The 23,432-nt window shown below is 51.3% G+C and carries 22 protein-coding genes; 5 read left to right on the forward strand and 17 right to left on the reverse strand.

Annotated elements, in window-relative coordinates; all coding sequences use genetic code 11:
* Window positions 1–10: 10 nt before the first annotated feature.
* Entirely contained in the window at window positions 11–1,459 is a 1,449-nt protein-coding gene (locus tag HBA55_RS00375) for a class I adenylate-forming enzyme family protein (RefSeq protein ID WP_166985257.1), read from the reverse strand.
* Window positions 1,460–1,466: 7 nt separating this feature from the next.
* A complete protein-coding gene (locus HBA55_RS00380; RefSeq protein ID WP_166985260.1) occupies window positions 1,467–1,769 on the reverse strand; it encodes a hypothetical protein in 303 nt (100 codons plus the stop codon).
* Window positions 1,770–2,134: 365 nt separating this feature from the next.
* Between HBA55_RS00380 and HBA55_RS00385 the strand changes: the two genes are divergently transcribed.
* Both HBA55_RS00385 and HBA55_RS00390 read left to right on the forward strand, forming a co-directional pair.
* A complete protein-coding gene (locus HBA55_RS00385; RefSeq protein WP_166985263.1) occupies window positions 2,135–3,142 on the forward strand; it encodes a Rieske 2Fe-2S domain-containing protein in 1,008 nt (335 codons plus the stop codon).
* 237 nt (window positions 3,143–3,379) lie between these two features.
* Window positions 3,380–4,435, forward strand: a complete 1,056-nt coding sequence (locus HBA55_RS00390) for an alkene reductase (protein WP_166985266.1) — start codon at window positions 3,380–3,382, stop codon at window positions 4,433–4,435.
* 66 nt (window positions 4,436–4,501) lie between these two features.
* On the opposite strand, the gene HBA55_RS00395 is transcribed toward HBA55_RS00390, so the two are convergent.
* Window positions 4,502–5,764 (reverse strand): sulfotransferase, encoded by a 1,263-nt coding sequence (locus HBA55_RS00395; protein WP_166985270.1) that lies wholly within the window; start codon window positions 5,762–5,764, stop codon window positions 4,502–4,504.
* Window positions 5,765–5,971: 207 nt separating this feature from the next.
* Window positions 5,972–6,937: an MBL fold metallo-hydrolase gene (locus HBA55_RS00400; protein ID WP_166985273.1), complete on the reverse strand. Its 966-nt coding sequence runs from the start codon at window positions 6,935–6,937 to the stop codon at window positions 5,972–5,974.
* Between the two features lie 382 nt (window positions 6,938–7,319).
* Between HBA55_RS00400 and HBA55_RS00405 the strand changes: the two genes are divergently transcribed.
* Window positions 7,320–7,478: a hypothetical protein gene (locus HBA55_RS00405; protein WP_166985035.1), complete on the forward strand. Its 159-nt coding sequence runs from the start codon at window positions 7,320–7,322 to the stop codon at window positions 7,476–7,478.
* 397 nt (window positions 7,479–7,875) lie between these two features.
* Here HBA55_RS00405 and HBA55_RS00410 read toward each other — a convergent pair whose 3' ends face one another.
* The 8 genes from HBA55_RS00410 to HBA55_RS00445 form a co-directional block, all read right to left on the reverse strand.
* On the reverse strand, window positions 7,876–8,661 hold the full coding sequence (locus tag HBA55_RS00410) for an enoyl-CoA hydratase/isomerase family protein (protein WP_166985276.1): 786 nt from the start codon (window positions 8,659–8,661) through the stop codon (window positions 7,876–7,878).
* 10 nt (window positions 8,662–8,671) lie between these two features.
* Window positions 8,672–9,598, reverse strand: coding sequence for an SDR family oxidoreductase (locus tag HBA55_RS00415; RefSeq protein ID WP_166985280.1), 927 nt, complete (start codon window positions 9,596–9,598; stop codon window positions 8,672–8,674).
* A gap of 37 nt (window positions 9,599–9,635) precedes the next feature.
* Window positions 9,636–10,100 (reverse strand): MaoC family dehydratase, encoded by a 465-nt coding sequence (locus tag HBA55_RS00420; RefSeq protein ID WP_166985283.1) that lies wholly within the window; start codon window positions 10,098–10,100, stop codon window positions 9,636–9,638.
* Between the two features lie 12 nt (window positions 10,101–10,112).
* Window positions 10,113–11,318 (reverse strand): acetyl-CoA C-acyltransferase, encoded by a 1,206-nt coding sequence (locus tag HBA55_RS00425; protein ID WP_166985286.1) that lies wholly within the window; start codon window positions 11,316–11,318, stop codon window positions 10,113–10,115.
* A 42-nt stretch (window positions 11,319–11,360) separates the two neighbouring features.
* Entirely contained in the window at window positions 11,361–13,643 is a 2,283-nt protein-coding gene (locus HBA55_RS00430) for a TonB-dependent receptor (protein WP_166985289.1), read from the reverse strand.
* A 256-nt stretch (window positions 13,644–13,899) separates the two neighbouring features.
* Window positions 13,900–14,922, reverse strand: a complete 1,023-nt coding sequence (locus HBA55_RS00435) for a zinc-binding dehydrogenase (RefSeq protein WP_166985292.1) — start codon at window positions 14,920–14,922, stop codon at window positions 13,900–13,902.
* Window positions 14,923–14,941: 19 nt separating this feature from the next.
* Window positions 14,942–15,508 carry a 2,4'-dihydroxyacetophenone dioxygenase family protein gene (locus HBA55_RS00440; protein WP_166985295.1) on the reverse strand — a complete coding sequence of 189 codons (567 nt, stop codon included), beginning with the start codon at window positions 15,506–15,508 and terminating at the stop codon, window positions 14,942–14,944.
* Between the two features lie 38 nt (window positions 15,509–15,546).
* On the reverse strand, window positions 15,547–16,371 hold the full coding sequence (locus HBA55_RS00445) for a metal-dependent hydrolase (RefSeq protein WP_166985298.1): 825 nt from the start codon (window positions 16,369–16,371) through the stop codon (window positions 15,547–15,549).
* Between the two features lie 144 nt (window positions 16,372–16,515).
* Between HBA55_RS00445 and HBA55_RS00450 the strand changes: the two genes are divergently transcribed.
* Entirely contained in the window at window positions 16,516–17,136 is a 621-nt protein-coding gene (locus HBA55_RS00450) for a TetR/AcrR family transcriptional regulator (RefSeq protein ID WP_166985301.1), read from the forward strand.
* Window positions 17,120–18,040, forward strand: a complete 921-nt coding sequence (locus HBA55_RS00455; RefSeq protein WP_166985304.1) for an alpha/beta fold hydrolase — start codon at window positions 17,120–17,122, stop codon at window positions 18,038–18,040. Before HBA55_RS00450 ends, HBA55_RS00455 begins: the two co-directional genes overlap by 17 nt.
* On the opposite strand, the gene HBA55_RS00460 is transcribed toward HBA55_RS00455, so the two are convergent.
* The 5 genes from HBA55_RS00460 to HBA55_RS00480 form a co-directional block, all read right to left on the reverse strand.
* Window positions 18,028–19,617, reverse strand: coding sequence for a class I adenylate-forming enzyme family protein (locus HBA55_RS00460; RefSeq protein WP_166985307.1), 1,590 nt, complete (start codon window positions 19,615–19,617; stop codon window positions 18,028–18,030). The genes HBA55_RS00455 and HBA55_RS00460 overlap by 13 nt on opposite strands.
* Before the next feature lie 219 nt (window positions 19,618–19,836).
* Window positions 19,837–20,454 carry a TetR/AcrR family transcriptional regulator gene (locus HBA55_RS00465; protein WP_166985310.1) on the reverse strand — a complete coding sequence of 206 codons (618 nt, stop codon included), beginning with the start codon at window positions 20,452–20,454 and terminating at the stop codon, window positions 19,837–19,839.
* A 167-nt stretch (window positions 20,455–20,621) separates the two neighbouring features.
* Window positions 20,622–21,416, reverse strand: a complete 795-nt coding sequence (locus tag HBA55_RS00470) for an SDR family oxidoreductase (RefSeq protein WP_166985313.1) — start codon at window positions 21,414–21,416, stop codon at window positions 20,622–20,624.
* Window positions 21,417–21,444: 28 nt separating this feature from the next.
* Complete coding sequence (locus HBA55_RS00475) at window positions 21,445–22,089, reverse strand: 2-hydroxychromene-2-carboxylate isomerase (protein WP_166985316.1); 645 nt, start codon at window positions 22,087–22,089, stop codon at window positions 21,445–21,447.
* Between the two features lie 164 nt (window positions 22,090–22,253).
* Window positions 22,254–23,252, reverse strand: coding sequence for an AraC family transcriptional regulator ligand-binding domain-containing protein (locus tag HBA55_RS00480; RefSeq protein ID WP_166985319.1), 999 nt, complete (start codon window positions 23,250–23,252; stop codon window positions 22,254–22,256).
* Window positions 23,253–23,432 lie beyond the last annotated feature (180 nt).

Below are 23,432 nucleotides of genomic sequence, written 5' to 3' on the forward strand. Positions count from 1 at the left end.
TCCGAATTTATTATTGACTTAATTGTTCTTTCACAACTCTGCGCAGCAATTTGCCCATATCGTTATAGGGCAGCTCCTGCATAAATCGAATCTGGCCCGGTACCCGGGATGAACGCATTTGCTCGCGAACCAATGTCTGCAGCTCATCGACGTTCACTTGCACTCCCTGCTTCAGCACTACCGCGGCGGCCACCGCCTCTCCCCAATCTTGATCGGGAATACCGACAACACAGGCATCGGCTACTGAGTCGTGAGCCAACAGAACGTCTTCGATTTCCCCCGGTGAAATATTTTCACCGCCACGCACGATGACATCGTCGGCGCGACCATCCAGATAGAGGTATCCGAACTCGTCAAGGTAGCCCTTGTCTCTGGTCGGGAACCAGCCATCATCCTGAACGGCCTTGCGTTCCAGATATTCGCCAGACACCTGGCCCCCGCGAACGTAAACTTCTCCGGCCAGATTACTGCCCAATACGGTTCCGTCGTCGTCGCGGATTTGCACCTCAATGGTCGGCAGTGGCTTGCCGACAGAGCCCAGGCGCTTTCTAATCAGTGGATCGGTACTCGCCAGTGCCAGCTTGTGATCGTCGGGTCCCAGCAGTGTAATGGTCGAACTGGTCTCCGTCAGACCATAGGCGTTGGTAAAGGCCACCTCTGGAAACAGCTCCAGGGCACGACGGATAACCGCCACCGGCATCTTACCGCCGCCGTAGGCAACCGCTCTGAGACTCGGCATCCGAGCTGTGCTCTGCGATTCCATGGTTTCAATGATTCTGGACAACATGGTGGGAACCACAAAAGCCGTGGTGACCCGCTCCTCGCTGACCAGTCGGAGCCATTCAACCGGATCGAAATTGGGCAACTGCACAAGACGACGACAGGTGTAAATCGAACTCATAACCGCCGAAATACCGGCGATATGATAAGGAGGGACGGACACCAGACTGGCGTCGGCCTCATCTGCGCTGGCAAACTCAACAGAGCCAAGGATATAACTCATCAGGTTTTCGTGACGCAGCACTGCCGCCTTGGGTTTGCCGGTGGTGCCGCTGGTAAACAATTGCACGGCGATGGCCTGCGGATCTTCCGGCGGTTCCTGGGCTTGCCCGTCAAAGGCCAGAGATTCCTCAATAAAGTTGTCCCGATTGTCCTCTGTCACTATGTAGGCGGGCTCGATTCGCTCTTTCAGTGCCTGAATCTCATCAACGGTCAAACGATAGTTGATGGGCACATAGGGTAAACCCGCTGCGGCAGCGCCAAACAAAGCTATTGGCACCGCCGGGCTACTGACATCAATGACCGATACATATTTGCAGCCGCTGTTGCGAAATCGCTCGGCAGCCCCCTCGGCTGCTTGCAATAACTCACCGTAACTGATGTGAGCATCGCCACTGGTCAGCGCTATGCGGTCAGGAAAGCACTCCGCGGACATTTTCAGCAAGGTAAAAATGTTCATGGCAGATTCAATCCGACGACGGCAGGGTTTGTGCCTGTTTGATACCCAGCGGAGCTTCCCCGAGTGACAGTGAACCCTCTCCCGCCTTGGTGCACAGCAACTCGATGGCGGCGTCTTCAGTGGTGTAGCGTTTTCCCACCAGAGAGCCGGCAGAGAAATCAGCGTTCAGCTGGCCCTCGCCTTGTTCGGTGGCGTTAACCATTGAGGCGCCACCGCAGCGAAGGTCAACCTCGCCTGAACCTTTCACGACCATAACTTCGGTATCGCATACCGCACTCTTTAAACGAGCCCCGGGCTTAAGAACTAACATAAACTTGTCTCCTGCACTTTTGATAATACTTGCAGAAAAGTTATCCCCAGCGGACAAGCGATACAATTGCGAACCCTTACATTGTCTTATCTCAAAATGACAAACCCCGTAGAGGCGATAGAAACAGGTGTCCTAATAGGTATCTATCTGGGGGCGATACAGACCGATAAGAGTGAAATTTTGTTAGCCAAAGATAATTTTTTTGTCCCTCCGGGATAAACGCCTGCTGTTTTTGTGTGAAAGAATGTCAGTGAAAGTTGCTTGTAGCGATGTGAGTGTCGCTCTGAGCACCCTGAATATAACGAAGTACACTGACCGGAATAATCACGCCAACTGTTAGGCTACATCACCTAGAGGAAGTTAACATGAGTCAACCACCCAAAGTGAGACATATCGCCACCTCCAAGGAACTGGAGCGTTGCCCATTCCCGATTCCATTCGGATGGTTCGCCATTGATTTGTCCGCAAAACTCGCCATCGGCGAGGTAAGAACCATCCAGGCGTTTGATCAAGAATGGGTTCTATTTCGAGGAGAGGACGGCTCCGTCGGCATGAGTGACCCGTTTTGCCCACATCTGGGCGCGCATTTGGGCCACGGTGGTGAGGTCGTAGGCAATAACATCCGCTGCCCGTTTCATCACTGGCAGTTTGACGCCGATGGCTGGACCAAAGATGTTCCCTACGGTAACACTCCGAAAATCTGCGAACGCCAATCGGTACTCCGTACCCTCCCGACTCAAGAACGCTACGGATTAATATGGGCCTGGTATCATCCGGACAACGCCGAGCCCAGCTTCTCTATACCCGACGTGCCTGAGCTGGAGTCTGATAACTATATCGAGCCGCGCCTGGGCGAGTGGACCATTGATACCTGCATACAGGAGCTGGGAGAGAACTCCGTTGATTGCCCCCACATCAAGTATCTCCATCGCAGCCCGATTATGCCAGAGGGCGTCAGCAGCGCCGACGGCCATATCTTTAACTTCGACATCTACGTCGATGAACATATGAAGGTGCTCGGCAAGTCCTACGGCCCATCCATTCAGGTGATTCATCACGTTCATGGCGATACCCGCATTTTGATGTTTGCTATTCCACTGCCCATCACCACGGAATCGACCTTGAGCCGCTATCTCTTTACATTCGAGAAGCATCCTAAAGGTTCCGAGCAGCAAATCAAAACCGAGCTACTCTACGATCAAGCCATCGGTTCTTCTGATCTCGGTGAGGCCGCCGGCTTTGCTGAAGTGGACATTCCCGTCTGGAACCATAAGAAGTACCGGCATCAGCCAATCCTCTGTGACGGTGACGGTCCCATTGCCCAATGGCGCAAGTATTTCAGTCAATTCTACGCTGAAAAGACCCCGTCCTGATGACAGAGGTTGCGGATTCGTGGGTAGACCGCGGTCCGCAACGCCGCTCTGCGACCAGACCTCTCCCCCGGCTTGGCAAGTCTGATTGCTTCCGATTTCCCGACCTGTCGCTGTAAGCTCAAGAACAGGTTTCAATTGGTTTTGGCAAGTCCCCCTGTGCCTGATCCGCTATGATCAAGTACTGTAATCTATCCCAAATACCCGTATTAAGTTTTTGAATATATTGAGGAAAGCGTGATGAGCCGACTGTTAGAGAGTTGCAATTTCGGCAGATTGAGACTGAACAACCGCATAGTTATGGCCCCAATGACCCGCAGTCGCGCCCTTGATGACGGCACCCCTTCTGAGATGATGCTGGAGTACTACCGCCAACGCGCCTCGGCCGGACTGATTATCGCCGAGGGTACCTACCCCTCGGAAAACGGCAAGGGCTACTGTCGCACACCTGGTATTGTCAACCAAGATCAAATCGACGCCTGGAAAAGGATAACTGACGCCGTACACGATCAGGGCGGCACCATTGTGTTGCAGGTCATGCATGTCGGCCGCTGTTCTCATGCGGATAATAAGAGCAAAACAGCCGAGACGGTTGCGCCCTCCGCCATTGCCGCCGATGGTGCGGTGTACACGGAAGCAGGTATGAAGCCCTTTTCCATGCCTCGCGAACTCGATGTCGCAGAGATAAAGAACATCGTCCACGAATATGCTCAAGCCACGGCAAACGCCTATGAAGCTGGCTTCGACGGCGTGGAACTGCACGGCGCCAGTGGCTATCTGCCGGCCCAGTTTCTGTCACCGGGAAGCAATCATCGTACTGATGCCTATGGTGGCTCACTGGAAAATAGAGTGCGTTTTTTCCTGGAGGCACTTGAGGCCATGGCCGCCGTTGATGGCGCAGAACGAGTGGGGCTGCGTATATGCCCCGGGTTCCCGTTTAATGATGTTAAGGATCCCGATCCAGAGGAGTCCACACGGGGCCTCTTGCAGGGCATCAGCCACCTCCCCCTTGCCTACCTGCATCTGATGAGAGCCAGCACCATTGATGTGATTGGTTTGTCCAAACAGTACTTCAAAGGGCCTTTGATTCTAAACGGCGGCTATACCCAGGCTCGCGCGGAAAAGGCAATCGATAAGCAGGAAGGGGATGCCATCGCCTTTGGCAATGCCTTTATCGCCAACCCGGATTTGGTTGATCGGTTCCGTAATGACTATCCATTGGCTCCCACAGATGAAAGCCGACTGTACACCAATACCCGAGAAGGCTATTGCGACTACCCCGCCTACGTCGCCTAAGCAATCCGACAGCTGCCTTTGAAAAAACAAAGGCAGCCTGTTCGCTCAATTCTCAGTGGTTAACTATTAGCCTTTGGTCCGCTTAACGGGGAAAGCATCATAGTAGAAGCTGAAACGCTCACGCAGGTCGTCCGGATCCACACCAAACTGCCGCTTCAGATCGTAAACAACCCTGCCATAATCGTCTTTATGAGAATCCACAAATTGGCTCAGTTCCGCCCTGGCCTGGTCAGTCATCTCCAGCCCGGCTTTGCTGTAGATTCTCTCCACCATACCAGTATCGTCTTTGATAAATTCATGGAAAGGTACGTCAATACTCTGTGACTCCGGCAGATTGTATCGATCATTGGTACATGCTCGCAGCAACCGCTCGACCCGATCCGTCCAATACTCCAGCAATTGACCTGTCATTACTTTTTTACGATTGAAGCGCTGTCCATAGGCTATCATGGTTACCGTGGACTGAATCACCGAGACCGGATCACGGTGTGTTATTGCAATGGTTGCGTCAGGGAATACCTTATTTAACACGGGAAGCTGCTCCAAATGCTGAGGGCATTTGAGCACCCAACGCGCGGGCCTGTCAGTGTTTCGATCTTGCCAGGTGAGCAGCTTCAGCACATCTCGCATATATTCATACTGATAGGTTTGATCCTCGCCATAGTAATGGTCGCGCCAACGCGGCGAAAAACCGAGCCATTCATAGATGTAAGAACCATAATTAGGGCCCATCAACTCCAGCTCTTCGTGTATGTGGTCTGGCGTCATGGGGTGCATCGCCTCCAGGTGCGGTAGCATCATTTTCAGATCTTCCCACATCTGGGCACAGCGCTGAAAACGGGGATCGGTACCATCCTCCAGGAGGGCCTCACCCGGGGTGGGTACAGGCTCGTAGGATTCCCAGAGTTCCAGAGCCCGCAACCGCGAATCGGCGCCCATCAGATTAAGCAGATGCGTGGTACCTGAGCGAGGCAATCCCGCCACAATGATGGGTGCCTCGATTTGCACGGAGTGAATTTCCGGATGCCGATTGAACTGATCCTGGATCATCAGTCGGTTTGTGGCGTCCTGCAAGAGCTTGTACCGAAGCGAGTCGCGGCCGAGATTGGTCAGGCCTTGGTCGGCGTTCCATTCCTCGCACAGCAGGTCCAGCCGCTCTAGAAAGTCCTCTGGCCCCCAGTCGCTTAATCCCGTCTTCCGCTCAGCTTCCGCCAGAATGGATTCGCGACTAAGATCAACCACCAAGTCTTGACTCTGCTCTATGATTGCACGTTGCTGCTCGGTAAATACCGGCTCCGACAAATCCTCAATAAAAATATCACCTGGCACTTGTTTCTCCTCTCCAGAACTTTGGCCTCATGGGTCGTCCCTAGGTTTTTTGTCCCTATACTCCGTCAATAATTACCCGTAGTACCCACATCGATAAATATCTTCCGGCTACAAAAACTTGCCCTAAGAGGACAACCGCACACGACCGCAATTCGACGGTACCAGGCTGTAGATTCACTTAGCCTCTGGCAGATGAAAAAAGACGCACTAATACATCAGAAATTCCGGCAAATACCAGAACGTATACCCGTCAACACGGTAAACCTTGCGCATGGCTCCCAGATAGAATTCCTGTTTGGAGGATTCCTCACCAGACGTAATTTTTTTCACCGCAGCCTGTACACGGCTACGTACATGTTTCTCCAACATTTGTGGCCCATGGGTGTTGTAGTGATAGCTCACATTCAAACCGCTAAGCACTTTCAGATCTTTGTACAATTCGTCAAAATCCCGCACATAAAAGCCTGCCGGCACAAATACATCGCCGGTAAATAGCAGGCCCTGCTCGGGTTCAAAGAGAATCAGCGAATCGTCGGTATGACTTCTGGACAGTATCACCTTTAAACGGCGTCCACCCAGATCAATATCCTGATTGACATCCAGTCTGTGCAGCCTGTCCTTCGGAACAGGCAATACCCCCATGGTTTCCGGGGAGAAAGAAGTTGGCGGTGCGGGATCTCCCGTCACCTCCGCGTAATACGGGACCCACATCGGTTGCCCGGGCACAATGCCTTCGGTCAACTTACGCACCCGCCATTCGTTGTCGTAGAAGTAAATACGGTCGAACTCGTGATTGCCGCCGATATGATCCAGGTGACCGTGGCTGTTAAGCACCATAAGTTCCTTTTCAGGAAGACCTTCGGTACGGCGTACTTCGTTGATGGCGGTCTTGATACTGGCTATGCCCATACCCGTGTCGTAGAGGAGATCCCGGGTTTCGCCCAGGATCAGGAAAGACGTTACTTGTTCAATGTGGCCTGGCTCGTGGAAAGCGTAAACCTCCATGGGCAGCTTGATGACTTCAAACCATCCGTCTGACGTCTCTATACGCTTGGCGCCTTGTAGCACCTGCGAAACATCACCGGAATTTAAAGAGCCGGCAAAGACCGTATTCGACAGTAGGCAGAATAAAAGGGAAAGAACCCAAAAAGCCGGATATTTCTGAAGATGCATCTGGAGATCCTCACAATTGGCTATATCAATAACTATGTCATTAACTATGTCATAAATTACGTCGTGATACGCCAGGCACTGAAAGGCGATCACCTTAAGGAGGTAATTCTCTCAGATCATTGAGGTTGATTGTAGACAGTTATTCTTTTTGTTTTGATAAAGAAGCCTTTGTCAAGTACAAGAACTTACATAATCTTGTTGTAGTCATCCAGTACATACATTCACTTTATGCCTCTTCGATAGCTGGATCGATTGAACCAGGGCTCCAATCGCCGCCATATTGACTGGGTGTAAATTGCCGTCATTTCATCAAAGTCTCGACATTGACAAGACAAGGTTTTTGACTTTGTGTAAATACTGGAATCAATGAAAGGAGACATAGATGCGCCCCAGACAATTTGACGAAGAGGTACTTCTCCAGATCGCTTTTGAGCAATTCTGGCGCAAGGGCATCAAAGAGAGCGGCATCGGACGTGAGGGCTCCAGATATGGATTGGATGAGCACCTGGAAAGCAAGTATATTTGTATGGGGGGTATATAACCCCATTATGGATTACTAATCGTACTCGAAAATTGGAATTCAAGGCTGATGGAACGGGCATGTCTCTGTGGAACGAAAAGCACAACCCACTAAGAGATCATTACCGATCAGCCTATTCTTCCGGCGCACTTCAGAACTTCTGCCTGGTAGCACTCTCCCCGCTCGTTGAGTAGATCCAACGACTGCAGCGATCTTTGCCAGTCCCGCTGCAGAGCAAGTCGCGTTGGCCGAAGGGACGACAAGTTCAGCCGTTCACAAAATTTATTACCTTTATAGGGTATCAAGTAGGGTTCCAGATTTCGGGTTATGCTCCTGTCGCAGTAGAATTCGCACCTACCCAGACATCAGCAGAAAAACCATAATTACATTTTACCAACAGGAGAATTAAAGGCACTCCTTAGTTTCCAGTAAACTTAGGATCACGCTTTTCAAAAAAGGCATTGACCGACTCCTTGAAATCCTGAGTCTGTACTGTCAACATGTATTGGTCCCTGTCCATATAACTGGTTGCCTGGGCCAGAGCGTTGGCGGTCGCATTGACCGCCATCTTGGTCATCTTCACCGGAAGCGGCGGCAGAGCTGCGACACGTTCGGCAAAACTCATGGCTCGCTCCAACGTGGTACCATTGTCGGCGAGTTCTTCAACCAGCCCCCAGGATAACGCCTCTTCAGGTTCAATTAACTCGCTCAGGGTCACGTACTGTTTTGTCCGAGCCGGACCAATTTGCGCGACTAATCTGGGTATGGTTTGCCAACTCATATTGATACCGAGGCCAATCTCCGGAAGACGCATATGCCCTCCCCTAGCCAAGACCCGGTAGTCCAGAGCCGCAACCAATGCAGAAGCCCCCCCAATACAATAGCCTTCAATGGCCGCGATAGTGTAGGCTTCGATGTCCTCCCAAGCCTTGCACATATCCGGCCCTAGCTTCATGATGTGACGGAGTTCAAGCAGACTGGCGTCATCGCGGAAATGGCTGGCATCGCTAAGGTCAGCTCCAGCGGAAAAATTGCCTCCGTCTGTGTATAGCACAACAGCGGTTATCTCTGGCTGATCTTGTAACATTCTTCCGGTATCACGCAGCTCTGTCATAGCCTGATGGGACAGCGCGTTGCGCCCATCCCCGCGAGACAGCTTCACCTTGGCAATGCGTCCATTGATTTCAGTTTTCACAAATTCCATCACATCTACCTCAATCTTTCGGCATTTCGATGCCATAATGTTGCATCGCTTGAGTGACAAACTTTAGGGATTGTTCACCAGCGCCGTGTAATTCCTTTTCACCTTCTCGCGAAAAAATCTCGCTGCCTCGATCCAAAACTGCTTCGGGTGTCAGCTGCTCAGGCGCTATGTAAGTTCCCGATGTTTCGTACAGATGAGTACTGGCAAAGCCACCTGCGCCGGCACAAAGAATCTGCCGATTCGGAGCATTTTCAGCACAGAGCGTTACCAGACCTGCGCTCACGACTTCAGGGCTCATCAGTTTAAACAGCTCTTCTGGCATCAACTCTTCCGTCATGCGAGTACCCGCCGCTGGGGCTAATGCATTGACTTTGATATTGTTCTTTTCGCCCTCCAGGACCAATGTATTCATTAGACCCAACACAGCCATTTTGGCAGCACCATAATTGGCTTGCCCAAAGTTACCGTACATACCACTCGCAGAGGTGGTCATCACGATTCGGCCATAGTTCTGCTCTCGCATGATATCCCACACAGCCTTGGTACAGTGAACCGAACCCATCACATGCACGTCCATAACTAAGCGAAAATCGTCCAGCGACATCTTGCTGAAAGTCTTATCACGCAAGATCCCGGCGTTGTTGACCAAAATATCAATACGGCCCCAGCGTTCCATGGCGGTTTTAACCATGTCCTGTACTTCATCGAAGTCGGCCACATTAGCACCATGTGCGACAGCTTCCCCACCATTTTTTTCAATCAACGTCACAACGTCTTCGGCCGCTTCTGAGGAACGTCCGCTTCCATCACGAGCACCACCCAAATCATTAACGACTACCTTGGCACCACGCTCGGCCAGCAACAGAGCATGCGCCCTGCCAAGTCCGTTTCCGGCTCCCGTAATAATGGCCACTTGACCGTCAAATCGAATTGTCATTTTTTACCTCGTAACCTTTAAGTGCTGCAATATATGTTCAAACCGGAACGACCAACAGACCCAACCAGTCCGCTATTAGGGCCGGTGTATCTTCGCCTTCGATTTCAATGCTGATGTTGTAACGTATTAGAAATTGCCCGGGAGACTTTTGGGTAACTTCCGTCACTTCGGCATGGGCACGAATCCGAGAATTTACTTTGACAGGCGTTAGAAAACGCACCTTGTCAAAACCGTAATTCAATCCCATAACCGCGTCTTCCGCCACCACAGAAAACGATTGCGAGAAATGGGAAATCATCGATAGTGTAAGAAACCCATGAGCAATGGTGCCACCAAATGGAGTTTCCGCCGCCTTGGCGGGGTCCACGTGAATAAATTGATGATCGAGCGTGGTATCCGCGAACTTGTTGATTTGATCTTGCGTTACCTCAAACCATTCGGTCGGCTCTGCTTGATAGCCAAGTAGTGATGGCAGCTCCTTGCTTTTCACAATTTTGATCATGTCGCCAACCCTTTAATAAACTTCAAACAATCCTGCGGCACCCATTCCTGCGCCAACACACATGGTAACCACAACGAATTTTACGCCGCGGCGCTTTCCTTCGATTAAGGCGTGGCCTACTGAACGCGCGCCCGTCATTCCGTAGGGGTGACCAATGGAAATGGCACCACCATTAACGTTAAATATATCCGGATCTATTCCCAGCGCATCTCGACAGTACAGACACTGTGAGGCAAACGCTTCGTTTAGTTCCCACAGACCGATATCACTGATGCTTAGGCCATTGCGCTCAAGTAAACGGGGCACTGCGTAGACCGGTCCAATACCCATTTCTTCAGGTTCACAGCCGGCTACCGCAAAACCACGAAATGCCCCTAGCGGAGTCAAATTCTGCTGCTCTGCAAGCTTGGCTTCCATCATCACAACACTGCTGGCGCCATCAGACATTTGACTTGCATTGCCGGCCGTAACAAAGCGGCCTTCTTTTATCACCAGGCCATCCTTGTGTACGGGCTCCAGCGCTGCTAGAGACTCCAGGGTAGTCTCAGGGCGATTGCACTCATCGCGATCTACGCACCTATCGATCAAAGTGGTTTCACCGGTGGCCTTGTCCAGTTTGGCCCACTTGACATCCATAGGAACGATTTCGTCGTCGAAAGCGCCTTTCTCCTGTGCCGCCGCGGTACGTTGCTGGCTTTGCAGAGCGTACTCATCTTGATCTTCGCGACTAATACCGTATCGCTCCGCCACAATTTCTGCAGTTTCGATCATTCCCATCCATAACGCGGGTTTACTCGAAAACAGTTCCGCCTCAGTCGCTTGATGCATATTCATTTTGCCGGACATCTGTACCATGGAGATTGATTCCACGCCGCCGGCAGCCAATACCGGCACCCCTTCGTTGAGAATACGGCCGGCACCCATGGCAATGGCTTGAAGACCGGACGAGCAATAACGATTAACCGTCACACCAGACGTAGAAACCGGGCAACCGGCTTTCACCGCAGCGGTACGAGCGATATTGAACCCGGTCGCGCCTTCAGGCATACCACTCCCGAGAATCACGTCTTCCAATTGATCGGCGCTAATGCCCGCCCTGCTGATGGCATTGTGAAGTGAATGCCCGGCTAAAGCGATGGGGTGCGTATTATTAAAACTGCCTTTGATCGACTTGGCCATACCAGTGCGAGCGGTGGAAACGATAACGGCTTCGCGCATAAAGATAAACCTCAATAAAAATAGAAAAAGTGGTTAATAACCTTACATTTGGAACTTGATGTTCAAACCCAGCTTACGTGGGTAGAGTCGTTGTTCTGGCGCAGGGGTGTAATTTGTTAACCCTATGGGGCCAGCCTGATCAAGAAGGTTTTCGCCGAAGAGGGTAAATTCCCAGTCGCCAGCTTTTACCCCCAACCGAAGTGACAGATCATTCATTTCTTCAGTGGTACTGCCCGAAGTAACCTCCATCTGTGGACGCAGATGAGACCAGGAAAAACGCGCGAAGCCCTCTAGTTCACTAAATACCTGGGTTTGGTAATCCAACGAAAATGTTGCTGATCGCTGAGGGGCGTTGGCAAGTTCTCCCCCTTTTTCCACACCCGGCAATACGGCAGCAATAACCGGATCCACGGACGTCCATTCTGATCGATTAATATTCGCCGCCAACTGAAGCGTCAATCCTTTTACAGGAGTGGCATACATAGCACCCAGATCAAAGCCTGTAATCTCAGCATCACCGGCATTGGCGTTGGCAACCACCGTGGCAGTACTGAATTGCAGTTGCACATCATCCCATTGGGAGTGGTAGAGCGCTGCATCAAGAACCAAACTACCGTCGAGCAATGTCCACTTGCTGCCCAGCTCAAAACTCCAAAGAGAGTCTTCGTCCAACAATGTCTCGGTATTAATGCCCATCGCGGCAGCGCCTGCGACCGAATCTGTGCCCTGCACTGAACCGCTTCGGAAACCTTTGGCTGCAGACGCATAAACCATTCCCTCTTCTGCCAGATTCCATTTAACGGCTAATCGAGGATTCAGCGAGTTCGAGGTTCCGGAAGATGAACCACCCTCGCTAATACCGGTGAAAGTGCGTTCATCCTCAAAGTACCGAAGGCCCAGACTGGGTTCCAAAACCCCGTCGAACAACATCGCAGATACTTCACCAAATACAGAACGGGTGCTGATATCCGCCTTTCCTTTGACAAGGGTATCTCCTGTCAAGCCTCCGATGAGAGGGCCGTAAACCGGTCCCAAATTCGGCAAAGTCGTTAAAGTTTCGGATTCAAATTCAGCCTCGCTAATGAATACCCCGACTAACCAGTTGAGGTTCGAATCTCCGTTGGAGACCAAACGCAGTTCCTGAGTAACACTCTCTGTTTCATAGAGGGCTGTGATGTCAGAAAGCCCCCCCGCAAACTCCAGAGTCCAAGGCAACTGGTGATCCATATAACTGGTGCCGCTGACCAGCGTGGCAAAGCCCAAATCCCAGTCAACCTGGACCGAAGCCATATCCAAGCCCGAATCCAACTCGTTGTGAGACTCAGAACGCGCCTGCAGGTAGTCACTGTAGGCATCTTGGTAGAAGGTACCACCAGCCATTGGATCCGGGTTTGGACCCACAACGGCGAAGGTCACGGGGTCGAGAATAACCGCCAGATCAGCAGCGCCGGCAATTGGTGCCAAAGTGGCAGCGGTTGCCTGATCCAAAGCTGGATAGAGCTCACCCTTCGCATCCACAAAACTGCTGAAATCCTGGTTGGACTCCATATGCCAAAGTGTCGCTTCAATGCTCAATTCATCATTGGGTGTGAAGTTGAGTTTCACTCTAACATTACTGGAATCTGAATCGCCCAGCTTGTCTTCATCGGGAAAGTCCGGGGATTTACCGTAACCGGAAGTCTTATCCATACCACCACTGACACGCAGACCTAGCTTGTCTTCGATCAGCGGCAAATTGACAGAAAAATCTGCATAGTAACTCAGATCCGCGCCACTGGCGCTGGCGATACCGGTCTGGAATTTCGCCTGAAATTCATTGGGATTAGCATCAGCGGTTATGATTTTCACCGTGCCCCCCATAGAACCCTGTCCGTAAAGTGTTCCCTGAGGGCCGCGCAGTACTTCAATTCGTTCAAGGTCAAAAAAACGAGCCGGAGGTGCCACCTGCAAATTTGGCACGCCGAATGCCAACTCATCTATGTAGTATCCTGTGGTTGCCTCTCCGGTCGTACCACTGGAAATCCCACGAATTTGCATCGTCTGCCAACCGGCGGCGGGAGCGTTTACAAAAGATGCAGAGGGAATCATGCCAGCAATGTCTTCCAGCCCAGTGACACCCAGATTTTCTAAGTTGTCACCGGTAAATGCCTGAAGTGAGCCAGCCACATCTGTTAATGACTGTTCCCTCTTTTGCGCTGTCACCACAATTTCTTCTATGGAGAAGTCGGTGAATTCATCAGCGTGGATTACGCCAGGCGACAATGCAGCCAGCAGAGTAGCGCTTATCAGGTTACGGGGAAAACGGATTAAGCCGATATGTTCCATGGGAGTCGCCTCTTGTAATTGTCTTTATGATAGTTCTCTGCAATGAGCTTTGTTGAAATTCAGTGCCTACCACTGTTTATACCGAGCGGTAGTCACTTATGTTTATACTATTTGGTATATACACAGGCAGTCAAGAAACTTTATGGATAAATTGTTCATTAATATCCCGTTCTTCATTCCGGATTGGCAGCACGAGTCCGAAAAAAGGCCGCAATTGCGACCTAAAGGTAGAGAAGTAGGAGAGGTAAAACGAGCCTCAAGACCAAGGCTCAATTAAGATCTTGGCGTGCTGCTCAGGATCTTTTAACGCCTCAAATGCGTCGCTAACGCCACGCAGATTCACTCTACCGGTGATCCAGGGTCGCCAATTAAAACGCTCCTCGGCTAATGCCTGAAGCGATTCTGCAAATTCCTCCGGCGTGTAGTAAGTCACAAATTGCAGGCACAGCTCCTTACTGACAGCTAGCATGGGCATAAACAAATCCTCCTCCATACATATACCCGCTATCACCACTCGAGACCCCTGGGGCGCTCCGACAATTATCTCGTGGATCAGGCCCTTGAGCCCCACGCACTCGAAAATGATGTTGTCAGTGGCGGTAATTGACTGCAGCGCCTCATAGGGGTTCTCCTCAGCGGGATTGACGACTCGTGACGCTCCCATTTGCTCCGCCAGCTGGCGGCGACGATTTGAATAATCCGCCGCAATGATCTGCGTAACACCTCGCATACGCAGTGCCGCGACTGTCGCCAAGCCAATAGGCCCGCAACCGATAACGAGCGCCGCGTCGGTGCTAACCGCGTTGGCTTTCGCCACCGCGTGAACCCCTATAGCCAGGGGTTCGGCCAACGCCGCGGCGTCATTGCTCATAGATTCAGGAACCAGAACTAACGCAGCCTCTGTCAACAACAAGTACTGTGCGTAGGCACCCGTAGTCGCCTTACTGGCACCGATGGGAATTACGACCCCGTCCTTCATCAGGAACGGAACGCTGGTAACCCGATCCCCAACTGCCAAGGCTTCCGTGGTCTCGGGCCCAAAGGAAACGATTTCGCCCACAAACTCGTGCCCTAACACCATATCAGTGCCAATATCGTCGATTGGGGCGCCTGCGGCAGCCGCTTTGGCCACCAAATCCGGCCCCTGATTGAACAAGTGAATATCCGAGCCACAGATCCCACAGCTCAGCACCTTCACTAACACTTGCCCCGGTCCCGGCTGCGGTGTGGGAATGTCTTCAATCCAGAATTGTTTATCTCGGATGATAGCGGCCTGCATGTTGACGCCTCCTGTTCGTTCAATCGTCGGTAAGATTTTCGCCCACGACAATCAGCTTGTCGTAGCCCAGCCCGAGAGCATCGCAATAAGTTCGGTATCCTTGCAGAACCGCATTGGCATCCACAATAGAAGTCACCTGATTATTGTCATCAAGATTGATGTTAGCGCCATAGACTGCAAACCAGACTTCAGTCGGCCCATCTTGATCTTCAGGTACCATCAAACTGTGAACGGACATTGGCGGTTCAAACAGATAAGATCCGGGGCTGTTGATCTGATCGGGTGTTTCTTTGTAATACCAGCGACCTTTTTGAGTTACAGCAAAAACACTGCCGGTATGGTAGTGCTTTTCAACCGCAACCCCAGGCTGCATGCGGTTGCGAGTAATCCAAAGCCCCTGAGCAAGATCGACGTGGAGTAATTGGATCTCGGCCCCATTGCCCAGATCTACCCAAGGCATGTCTTCAATACCCACATGAAGGGTGTCGGCAACACCGTGCTCAGGAATCAAGGGCATGCTCTTGGCGGATTCGGCGAGCTTCATCAGGATAGCTTCTTTGTCTTGTGGTTCAGACGTTTTATTCATAGTGTTTTCTCACTGAATTGGATTATTGCCCGTGGAGCTTAACGGGTAGTCGTGGCCAGTTCGTTGTACCGTTTTTGTACCTGTGCGAGCACAGCTGGCAGTTCAAATTTACGCGGCGAATACCAAGGCATATAGATATTCAATACCTTGGGCAGCGCCTTAAGCAGGTATTTGCTTGTGCGTTTTATTCGCAACCAACGCTGGGAGCGACTGTTGTATTTTTGAAAGGTATTTGGGTCTGCGTCACGAAGAATTTTGGCCAACTTCATGCTCAGAGAAATAAAGTGCCATTGAGCCCAAAGCCCGACGAACAAACGGTAAAAGTAACCGCCACTAACAGCTTCGTAGGCCTCAAACGCCACATTGCGGTGCTCTAGCTCCTCCAACACATGCCATTCAATTAACTCGCGGATGGGACTGTGCATCGCGTCAAAAAAACCAACTTCAAACTGAGCCCGTGAAGTCGCAGAGGTCATCGCCTCAAAGCCTTCAGCGTAGGCAAGATTAAAACGCAAGGACTTCTCCTTGCTCAGTCGCTTGTACTCAGCATCGATTGTGTCTTCCAATGCCTGCAGTTTATCTGCGGCGCCGCTGCGCAGTCGTACAACTTCATTGGCCTTCGCGTGCTCTTTATAGTGGTTACCCTCCTGCGCGCAAAAACGTTGCATTTCCTCCTTCAACTCTTGGTCATTAACCTGCTTCATGGCCATGCGCACAGAGCGAATCAGATAGGGCTCCAGATAAGGCAACAGCATCCAGCTGCCGAGAAACATATAAGACATGGCCGGATCCTGGTCGACAAACACCAGCTCCATGTCTTTGTCAAAATGAAAGTCCATCTGACGCACAGTAATTGAATCCATCGGTGGGCTCCTGGTGGCACGATAATCGAGTGCAGCTGCCTGTGATTAAATTTGACGATTCCGCACAATGTTGTAAACTTCAACATTAGGTTAGCGGCCCCACAGGAGGGCTGTCAACAACTTTTTACCCACTGGTATATACATATGAGCTATCACCACGGAAACCTGAGAGAAGCCCTGCTTATAAGAGCCGAGGAGGTCATTGAGGAAAAGGGCCTGGACGCAGTGAAACTAAGTGCCCTGGCGAAAGATCTGGGTGTGTCGCACAACGCGCCATCAAGGCATTTTAAGGATAGAAATGGACTGATCTCCGTTCTTGCCGCCCGTGCTCTCGATGCGCTCAAGGACTTTGTCGCTGGGGCAGCAGGCATTTCCAGCGACGATCCTATTGAGCGTTTGAACACACTCCTGAAGCATTATGTGCTGCACGCAGCCAAGCGCCCTGCCCACTTTGTAGTGCTCACCCATCCGGAACTCCCACGATTGGCCGGGGAAACGTTTACCAAATCTCACCGCGACTACACAGCCTTTGTACACAGTTTCACGCTAGAGGCCCAAAAAGCAGGTTGGCGTAGTGACGACGACAGCGATCAACTGACGTTGCTAAACCTGTCCATGGCACTGGGTTTAGCGGTGATGGGGCAATATGCTGTCAAAACTGGGTTTGTTACCAGTGAAGAAAGTATGCGCAATATGGAGGCATCTATCGATTTGTTTATCCCGGTTCGACAACAGGAGGCCGATCACCGTGAACAGCATCAGTAATATCGATTCACTGGAATCAATTATTCTGCGAAATGGCGAACGACAGTTCACCGCTCTGAGCGCCGGCTCCGGGCCTCTGGTGCTGTTACTCCATGGATTTCCTGATGGCCCCTGCAGCTTTCGACATCAGCTCACAGCTCTTGCCGCCGCCGGCTACCGTGCGATAGCCCCGACCATGCGCGGGTATGAGCCTTCTTCCCAAGGCAGCCTCGAAGGGTATCACGCGGCAGATATGGCTTCAGATGCAGTGGCCTGGCTTGACCAATTGGGCGCAGACAGAGCACATCTGATTGGTCATGACTGGGGATCTACCATAGCAACCGCAGCCGCTTCAATGGCTCCTGAGCGTTGGCACTCACTGAGCCTGTTATCAGTCCCCCATCCCGGTCGATTTCAACAAGAGGGATTGAGAGTTCCTCAGCAACTTAAGAACTCCTGGTACTTATTTTTCTTTCAGTTACGAGGCTTTGCGGACTGGTGGGTAAAACGTAAAAATTACGCCTTTCTGGAATATCTTTGGCGCAAGTGGTCTCCGAATTGGGCCGGAGTAACTCAGGAACTGCCGGACTTAAAGAGACGCTTTCAGCAAGCCGGTGTACTGAAAGCGAGCCTTCAATATTATCGGCTGGCGCTGGATACAACCTCCCCACAAGGAAAGTTGAGTCGCGAACTGCTGAATGGCGAGATAAGGATCCCAACACTAGGGCTGACAGGCTTGAACGATGGCTGCATCAAGGCTGAAGCATTTCGGCTATGCATGAAAAAGGAAGATTTTCCCGCAGGCCTTTCTGTTGAGCTAATAGACGATGCGGGGCATTTTTTACAACTCGAGCAACCTCAAGCAGTCAATCGAGCCTTGCTGGCCTGGCTACGAGAAAATGATGGGTCAGCTCATCCGAGCTGACCGCTTTCAATGCGCTCATTCAGATCTTCGCGCAATCGTTGCTTATCAATTTTCGAGTTGGGCAGCAGCGGCATTTCGGTCAAGAACTCAAATTGCTTGGGGATCTTGAAGTTGGCAATGCGCTCATTCAAGAAAGCTTTTAGAGCAGGAGCATCCAAGTTGGCGCCGGCCTTTGGTACCACAAACGCAAACCCCACCTCCTGGAATTTTTTATCCGCCATACTCAGCACTGCCGCTTGTGCAACATCGGCATGTTCACAGATGGCCTGTTCGACTTCCACCGGATACACGTTATAGCCACCGGACTTAAACATCTCTTTGATTCGACCCACAAACTCATAGTTGCCATCCGCTCTTAACTTGCAGATATCACCGGTGTGCAAGAATCCGTCTTCCGTCAAAGCCTCCGCAGTTGCCTCAGGTCGATTGTAATACCCGCTCATTACAAAAGGCGCTCTCACTAGCAGCTCGCCTGGCTCCCCTACTCCCACCTCGACACCGGAGCTGTTGATCACTTTCAGTTCCACCTCTTCCAGCGCCACCCCAATGGTCTCGGCCTTTACTTCCAGTGATGCATCAAACGCAGTAGCGGTAACGATACCGCAGGTTTCCGTCTGGCCATATACCGACGACATTTTGGCTCCCAGGGGCACAAACTGTTCGAGAGTACTCTGGGCAGTAGTGGCACCACCATAGACGATAAGTTCAACGAAATCGATCAGACTCAGCTCGAACGCCGGGCTGTCCAGCAGCATATTAAAACCCGTTGGACTGGTGACCATATAGGGTGGCCGTTCCTGTTGATTCAGTTGATATAGTGCTATCGGATCGACGCGATGATAAAAGATGATGGTTCCACCCCAGGCGAATACATTCATGCAGATATTATTTAAACAGCCGACATGATTGATAGGCGCGGGACAGATTACTTTGCGCAAGCCCTCACCCATCCAGCGTGCATTGATTTGTGCCGACTTGGCAATAGCCCGCTGTGACAGCATGGCCCCCTTCGGATTGCCCGTGGTACCAGAGGTGTAGACAATAACCGCCACATCTTCCGGTTGCACAGTGTTGCGAGCCTGATCCAACTGTAAATCAGTTATCCCCTCCCCATGGTCCAGAAAGTTCTCCAAGGCCAACGCTGATCCTCTCGGCTGCCCAAGGGTAACGAAAGTCTCCACCTTATCCGTCAGGTCCTGCAATTCTTCATCGTAATGTCGCTCATCATAGGGAGAGAAGGTAAAGACCACCTTTGGCTGGGCATCCTCCAGCAGATACTGATAATCCCGGCTTTTGTAACGAGGATTCAGTCCATGCCAAACGGCTCCAATGGAAACCGCCGCCAGATAGCTGATAAAGAAAAGCCCACAAGGCGGTGCCAATGTGGCAACACGATCACCCCTCCGAACTCCAGTAGCAAGAAGCGCACGGGCATACTGATTGACCCTTTGCTGGAGCTCTCTATACGTGAGACGAACATCCCCATCAATCACTGCCTCATCGTCGGGGTGCATTTTAAGGTTCTTCTGTAACAGATCATAAATCCGCAGCTCGTCACTTCCCGATGCGTCAGTCATGCAATATTCCTCGATCAAAGCAAATCCGTACTGTTTATACTTTGTGGTATAAACAGAGATAAGTCAATCCCCTGGCCGCTTATATTGCGCAATACAGAAAACCAAAAGAAGGGGGAAATGTGGTGGAAAACTGAAACGTCAGCGCTTAACGATCTGTGAGTTCGATAAGCTGCGTTGAGGAATGAGTGAAAGTGAACAAGGAGACCTACTGGCAGCCTGTCAAGGCTTTAGGCCCTCACCAATAACATCAAAGAAACCATCAAACAGCTGCTCTGTATCAATTTCCTCTTGGAAATACCACTGGGGAATGAAATTGAAAGCACCAATAATCGCATAAGCACTTAAAACCGGGTCCTGAGGGCGGATGGAGCCGTCATCGATACCTTCCTGAATCAATCCCTGAACCAAATCTATGAATCGCCGGCGGGCCTTGCCAAATGCCTTGCGGCTCTCTGGTTTCAACTGCTTGACATCGATAGCCACCAGACATTGCCCAAAGTCGTTGGCAACGTTCTCGGTATAAGCCTTCAACAATCCACGTAATTTATCCATGCCTGAAAGCTCCTCGCTTTCAAGCTGATTCAGCAGGATATCCAAACCCCTTGTTCCCTGCTTAAGGCACTCAGTAATAATATTCTCTTTGTTACCGACATAGTGATAGATAGTCGGTTTGGTAACACCCAGTCGACGAGCAATTTCGTCGATGGATGTTTTGGCAACACCATTTTCAACAAAAGCTCGTGCAGCTTCGCGCAACACCATATATTTGCGCTCCTCAAAGTCTGCATTGGTGTCTACGCCAATACGTCGGGCAAAGCTTTTGGAACCTTTAGTCATTAGAACGCCTCAATCTGTCCAATCTTTATACTAACAAGTATAGAGATGCATTCCAAGCAGGTCTGACACATCAGGCTGAAACCATCCATCAAGGAATTGGCTTTTACGAAATTCATCGGAAGGCTCTACCAAAAATTATGATAGAACCACTTCCGACTCTTGAAGATTTAAAACAACGAGTAGTGCTGCCCGCCATCAATCACAATATTCTGACCCACGATAAAACGAGACAGTGGGCTGCACAATAATGCCGCCATCGGCGCCATGTCAGCTGCATCACCCAGGAATCCGGCTGGGATCTTATTGTTCTCGATAAAGTGATTCATGGCCACCTCTTCATTGGGTTCCAGGCCGAAGGCGTCGGCGTAGGTCAACGCTAATTCACTGGCACCTTCGGTGGCGAACATGCCGGGGAGGATGTTGTTGATGTTTACGCCGTATTGGGCAATCTCCCGAGACACACTGGCAGTGTAGTTGATCAGGGCAGAGCGCGCGGGACCTGACATTAACCGCCAGATCATCGGGTTCTTTGCAGAAAACGTGGCGATGTTGACGATACGACCAAAGCCCCGCTCCTTCATGCCGGGAATGTAATTGCGCATAATCTCGATGGGGCCGATCAGGGCCGTTTCCACGGATTCGCGCCACATGTCCGGAGTTACTTTGAGAAAATCACCATTGGGCGCGGGTGGCTTGATAGTAATTGCGAGGATGTCAGGGTCGGGGCAAGCCTCAAACAGGGCCTGCCTGCCTTCTTCCTTCGAAGAATCAGCGACGACGGGCGTTACGTTCACCTCATATTTTGCAGATATTTCCTCCGCTGCCTTTATCAGGCGCTCTTCCCGGCGCGCAGTGATGACCAGATCAGCACCGGCCTCAGCAAGGCGTTCGGCGGTCGCTCGTCCCATTCCGGCGCTGCCGCCCGCCATGATCGCTTTTTTGCCTCTGATTTGAAGATCCATGTACTCTTACCTCTCTAATTGCGAGTTGCTACTTTTTCAGTCCGTATTGGTCCAAACGCCAGCGCAGGGTATCAATGCGGTCCTGGCCAAAGAAGGGCTCATTGCGCACCACCATGGTGGGTACACCCCAATGGCCCGCAGCATCCAGTTGCTGCTGGTTCTGTTCAATTTCAGTCATGTGATCACCATCGGCGCTGGCAGCCTCCAGCTCCGCAAGCTCTAAACCAGCGGAGGCTACCGCGTTGGCCAGGTGATCGCCCTCGTCCCATTTGTCGGTGCCGCCCATGATCAGGCGTGATACCGCCGCTGCCAAGTCGAGACCCTTGCCACGGCGTTGCGCTTCCACGCCCAGTTTGCAGAGGCGATAAATGTAGGGTTGTTCTTCCGGCACGGTGAGGGTTGCCATATCCTGGACTACCGGGTCGGGATTAGGTGGAAACCTGTAGGGCATATCCAGATACTCGGCCCGGCGCTGGCTATCCATCACGATATACAGCACAGGCTTGAGGTTATCCGGATCGAAGACCTTTTCCGGTGCGCGCACGGCGATGGGAAGCACTACTCGCAGTGCGATTTCCACGTCATAATCCTCGCGCAGTTGCAGTAGCCCCGGGATCGCCAGGTACGAATAAGGACTGCGGAAGGACCAGTAAGTATCGATAACTTCGCTCATGGGTTTGCTCTCTGCGAACGGTTAGTTGATTCAGCCGATGGATAAATGTAGCCCGTAAGGGGCCGGGCTAACCAGCGCTGAGCAGGCCAATAACCATGCATATGTGGCCACACCTCTGCCTTGGGGGCGCCCGAGAGGTAGTGTTGTCTCGGCGAGGAAGGGAATTAGCCTTGCAATTGAGCGTCGTCTCTGGACTCACGGGCTTGCAGCGGACTGATTCCACTCCAACGCTTGAAAGCTCGCGAAAAGGTACTTAACTCGCTATAACCCAACATCAAGGCCACATCGGTCAAGCTGTATTCGGTGTGATAAACGTAGTCCATCGCGATGGAGCTCCGAATCGAATCCACCAATTCGCTAAAAACAATATCCTTGTCACCTAACTTGCGCTGCAATGAACGGCTGCTCATACCCATCTGGGTGGCCAGTTTTTTAAGGTCAGGGGCCCCGCTACTCAGAGATATGGCAATCAGGTGTCGGGTTTTGGCCAGCAGGTCCTTGTCATCGGAGCGGACCTTCAGCCTGTCATCGAGATAAAACGTCAAGGCTTCAAGGAGTCTCGAGTCGGCCGAAACAACCGGATAGTCCAATACTTTTTTGTCGAATTGAATTCTGTTTGCTCGACGTTCAAACTTGACTTCACAGCCGAACTGTTGCCAGTACCTTTTGGTATCCCCTAAGGAACTGTGTTCGAACTCAACGAAATCCGGATGGAATTCCCTTTTCGAAAGGTCACGGATCAAATGTGTAATATAAGCAACAGCAAGCTCGGCATCTTGACGATGAAGCCCTGGATGAAGAATTTTCACGGTGTAGGTACACACAGCTTTCCCGCCAGCAATATCCAGCCGAATCGTGTTTGATTGGGCAAAAACATAGAGATAGCGAGACATTATCGCAAGGGCCTCGCCGATGGTTACCGCAGAGGCCATCGCGTGGCCCAGAACTCCCATATCCTGGGCGGCAAGGCCTTCCCCCATATCCAGGCCAATAAAAGGGTTGGTATTTCTGGCAACGGCCTCCAGAAGTTCCAGGTATTTAGCGCCAGAGATCTCCACATCCGGGCAGGAAAATATGGTTGCCGGAATATCAAGTTTGTCGATAAAGGGACGAAACTGGTCCTCAAATCTTTGGAACAGCTTTTCTGAGAAAATGGTTGGCACTACCTTCCCTCCTGGTTTCATTCGACCGAAGAACAGCTCTAAAAATTGCCCTCGCCACTATGGCGAGGGCAGGGAAATACGCTAAGTGACTGAATTACAATAACTTCTCTTAAGTCGATTCCCTAGGAGGAGAAAGCTTTCAATTTCTGGAACTGTCCTTTGACCACTTCTGCTAAGAAT

The sequence above is a fragment of the Pseudomaricurvus alkylphenolicus genome (assembly GCF_011683955.1).
In the GTDB taxonomy this organism is placed as follows: domain Bacteria; phylum Pseudomonadota; class Gammaproteobacteria; order Pseudomonadales; family Cellvibrionaceae; genus Pseudomaricurvus; species Pseudomaricurvus alkylphenolicus.

Bases quoted from the DNA above. Each gene is read 5' to 3' on its own strand.
- HBA55_RS00375 (WP_166985257.1), bottom strand. From the start codon at position 1,459: ATGAACATTTTTACCTTGCTGAAAATGTCCGCGGAGTGCTTTCCTGAC.
- HBA55_RS00425 (WP_166985286.1), bottom strand. From the start codon at position 11,318: ATGCGCGAAGCCGTTATCGTTTCCACCGCTCGCACTGGTATGGCCAAG.
- HBA55_RS00380 (WP_166985260.1), bottom strand. From the start codon at position 1,769: ATGTTAGTTCTTAAGCCCGGGGCTCGTTTAAAGAGTGCGGTATGCGAT.
- HBA55_RS00385 (WP_166985263.1), top strand. From the start codon at position 2,135: ATGAGTCAACCACCCAAAGTGAGACATATCGCCACCTCCAAGGAACTG.
- HBA55_RS00415 (WP_166985280.1), bottom strand. From the start codon at position 9,598: ATGACAATTCGATTTGACGGTCAAGTGGCCATTATTACGGGAGCCGGA.
- HBA55_RS00440 (WP_166985295.1), bottom strand. From the start codon at position 15,508: ATGAATAAAACGTCTGAACCACAAGACAAAGAAGCTATCCTGATGAAG.
- HBA55_RS00450 (WP_166985301.1), top strand. From the start codon at position 16,516: ATGAGCTATCACCACGGAAACCTGAGAGAAGCCCTGCTTATAAGAGCC.
- HBA55_RS00420 (WP_166985283.1), bottom strand. From the start codon at position 10,100: ATGATCAAAATTGTGAAAAGCAAGGAGCTGCCATCACTACTTGGCTAT.
- HBA55_RS00400 (WP_166985273.1), bottom strand. From the start codon at position 6,937: ATGCATCTTCAGAAATATCCGGCTTTTTGGGTTCTTTCCCTTTTATTC.
- HBA55_RS00410 (WP_166985276.1), bottom strand. From the start codon at position 8,661: ATGGAATTTGTGAAAACTGAAATCAATGGACGCATTGCCAAGGTGAAG.
- HBA55_RS00445 (WP_166985298.1), bottom strand. From the start codon at position 16,371: ATGGATTCAATTACTGTGCGTCAGATGGACTTTCATTTTGACAAAGAC.
- HBA55_RS00390 (WP_166985266.1), top strand. From the start codon at position 3,380: ATGAGCCGACTGTTAGAGAGTTGCAATTTCGGCAGATTGAGACTGAAC.
- HBA55_RS00405 (WP_166985035.1), top strand. From the start codon at position 7,320: ATGCGCCCCAGACAATTTGACGAAGAGGTACTTCTCCAGATCGCTTTT.
- HBA55_RS00430 (WP_166985289.1), bottom strand. From the start codon at position 13,643: ATGGAACATATCGGCTTAATCCGTTTTCCCCGTAACCTGATAAGCGCT.
- HBA55_RS00435 (WP_166985292.1), bottom strand. From the start codon at position 14,922: ATGCAGGCCGCTATCATCCGAGATAAACAATTCTGGATTGAAGACATT.
- HBA55_RS00475 (WP_166985316.1), bottom strand. From the start codon at position 22,089: ATGAGCGAAGTTATCGATACTTACTGGTCCTTCCGCAGTCCTTATTCG.
- HBA55_RS00465 (WP_166985310.1), bottom strand. From the start codon at position 20,454: ATGACTAAAGGTTCCAAAAGCTTTGCCCGACGTATTGGCGTAGACACC.
- HBA55_RS00470 (WP_166985313.1), bottom strand. From the start codon at position 21,416: ATGGATCTTCAAATCAGAGGCAAAAAAGCGATCATGGCGGGCGGCAGC.
- HBA55_RS00460 (WP_166985307.1), bottom strand. From the start codon at position 19,617: ATGACTGACGCATCGGGAAGTGACGAGCTGCGGATTTATGATCTGTTA.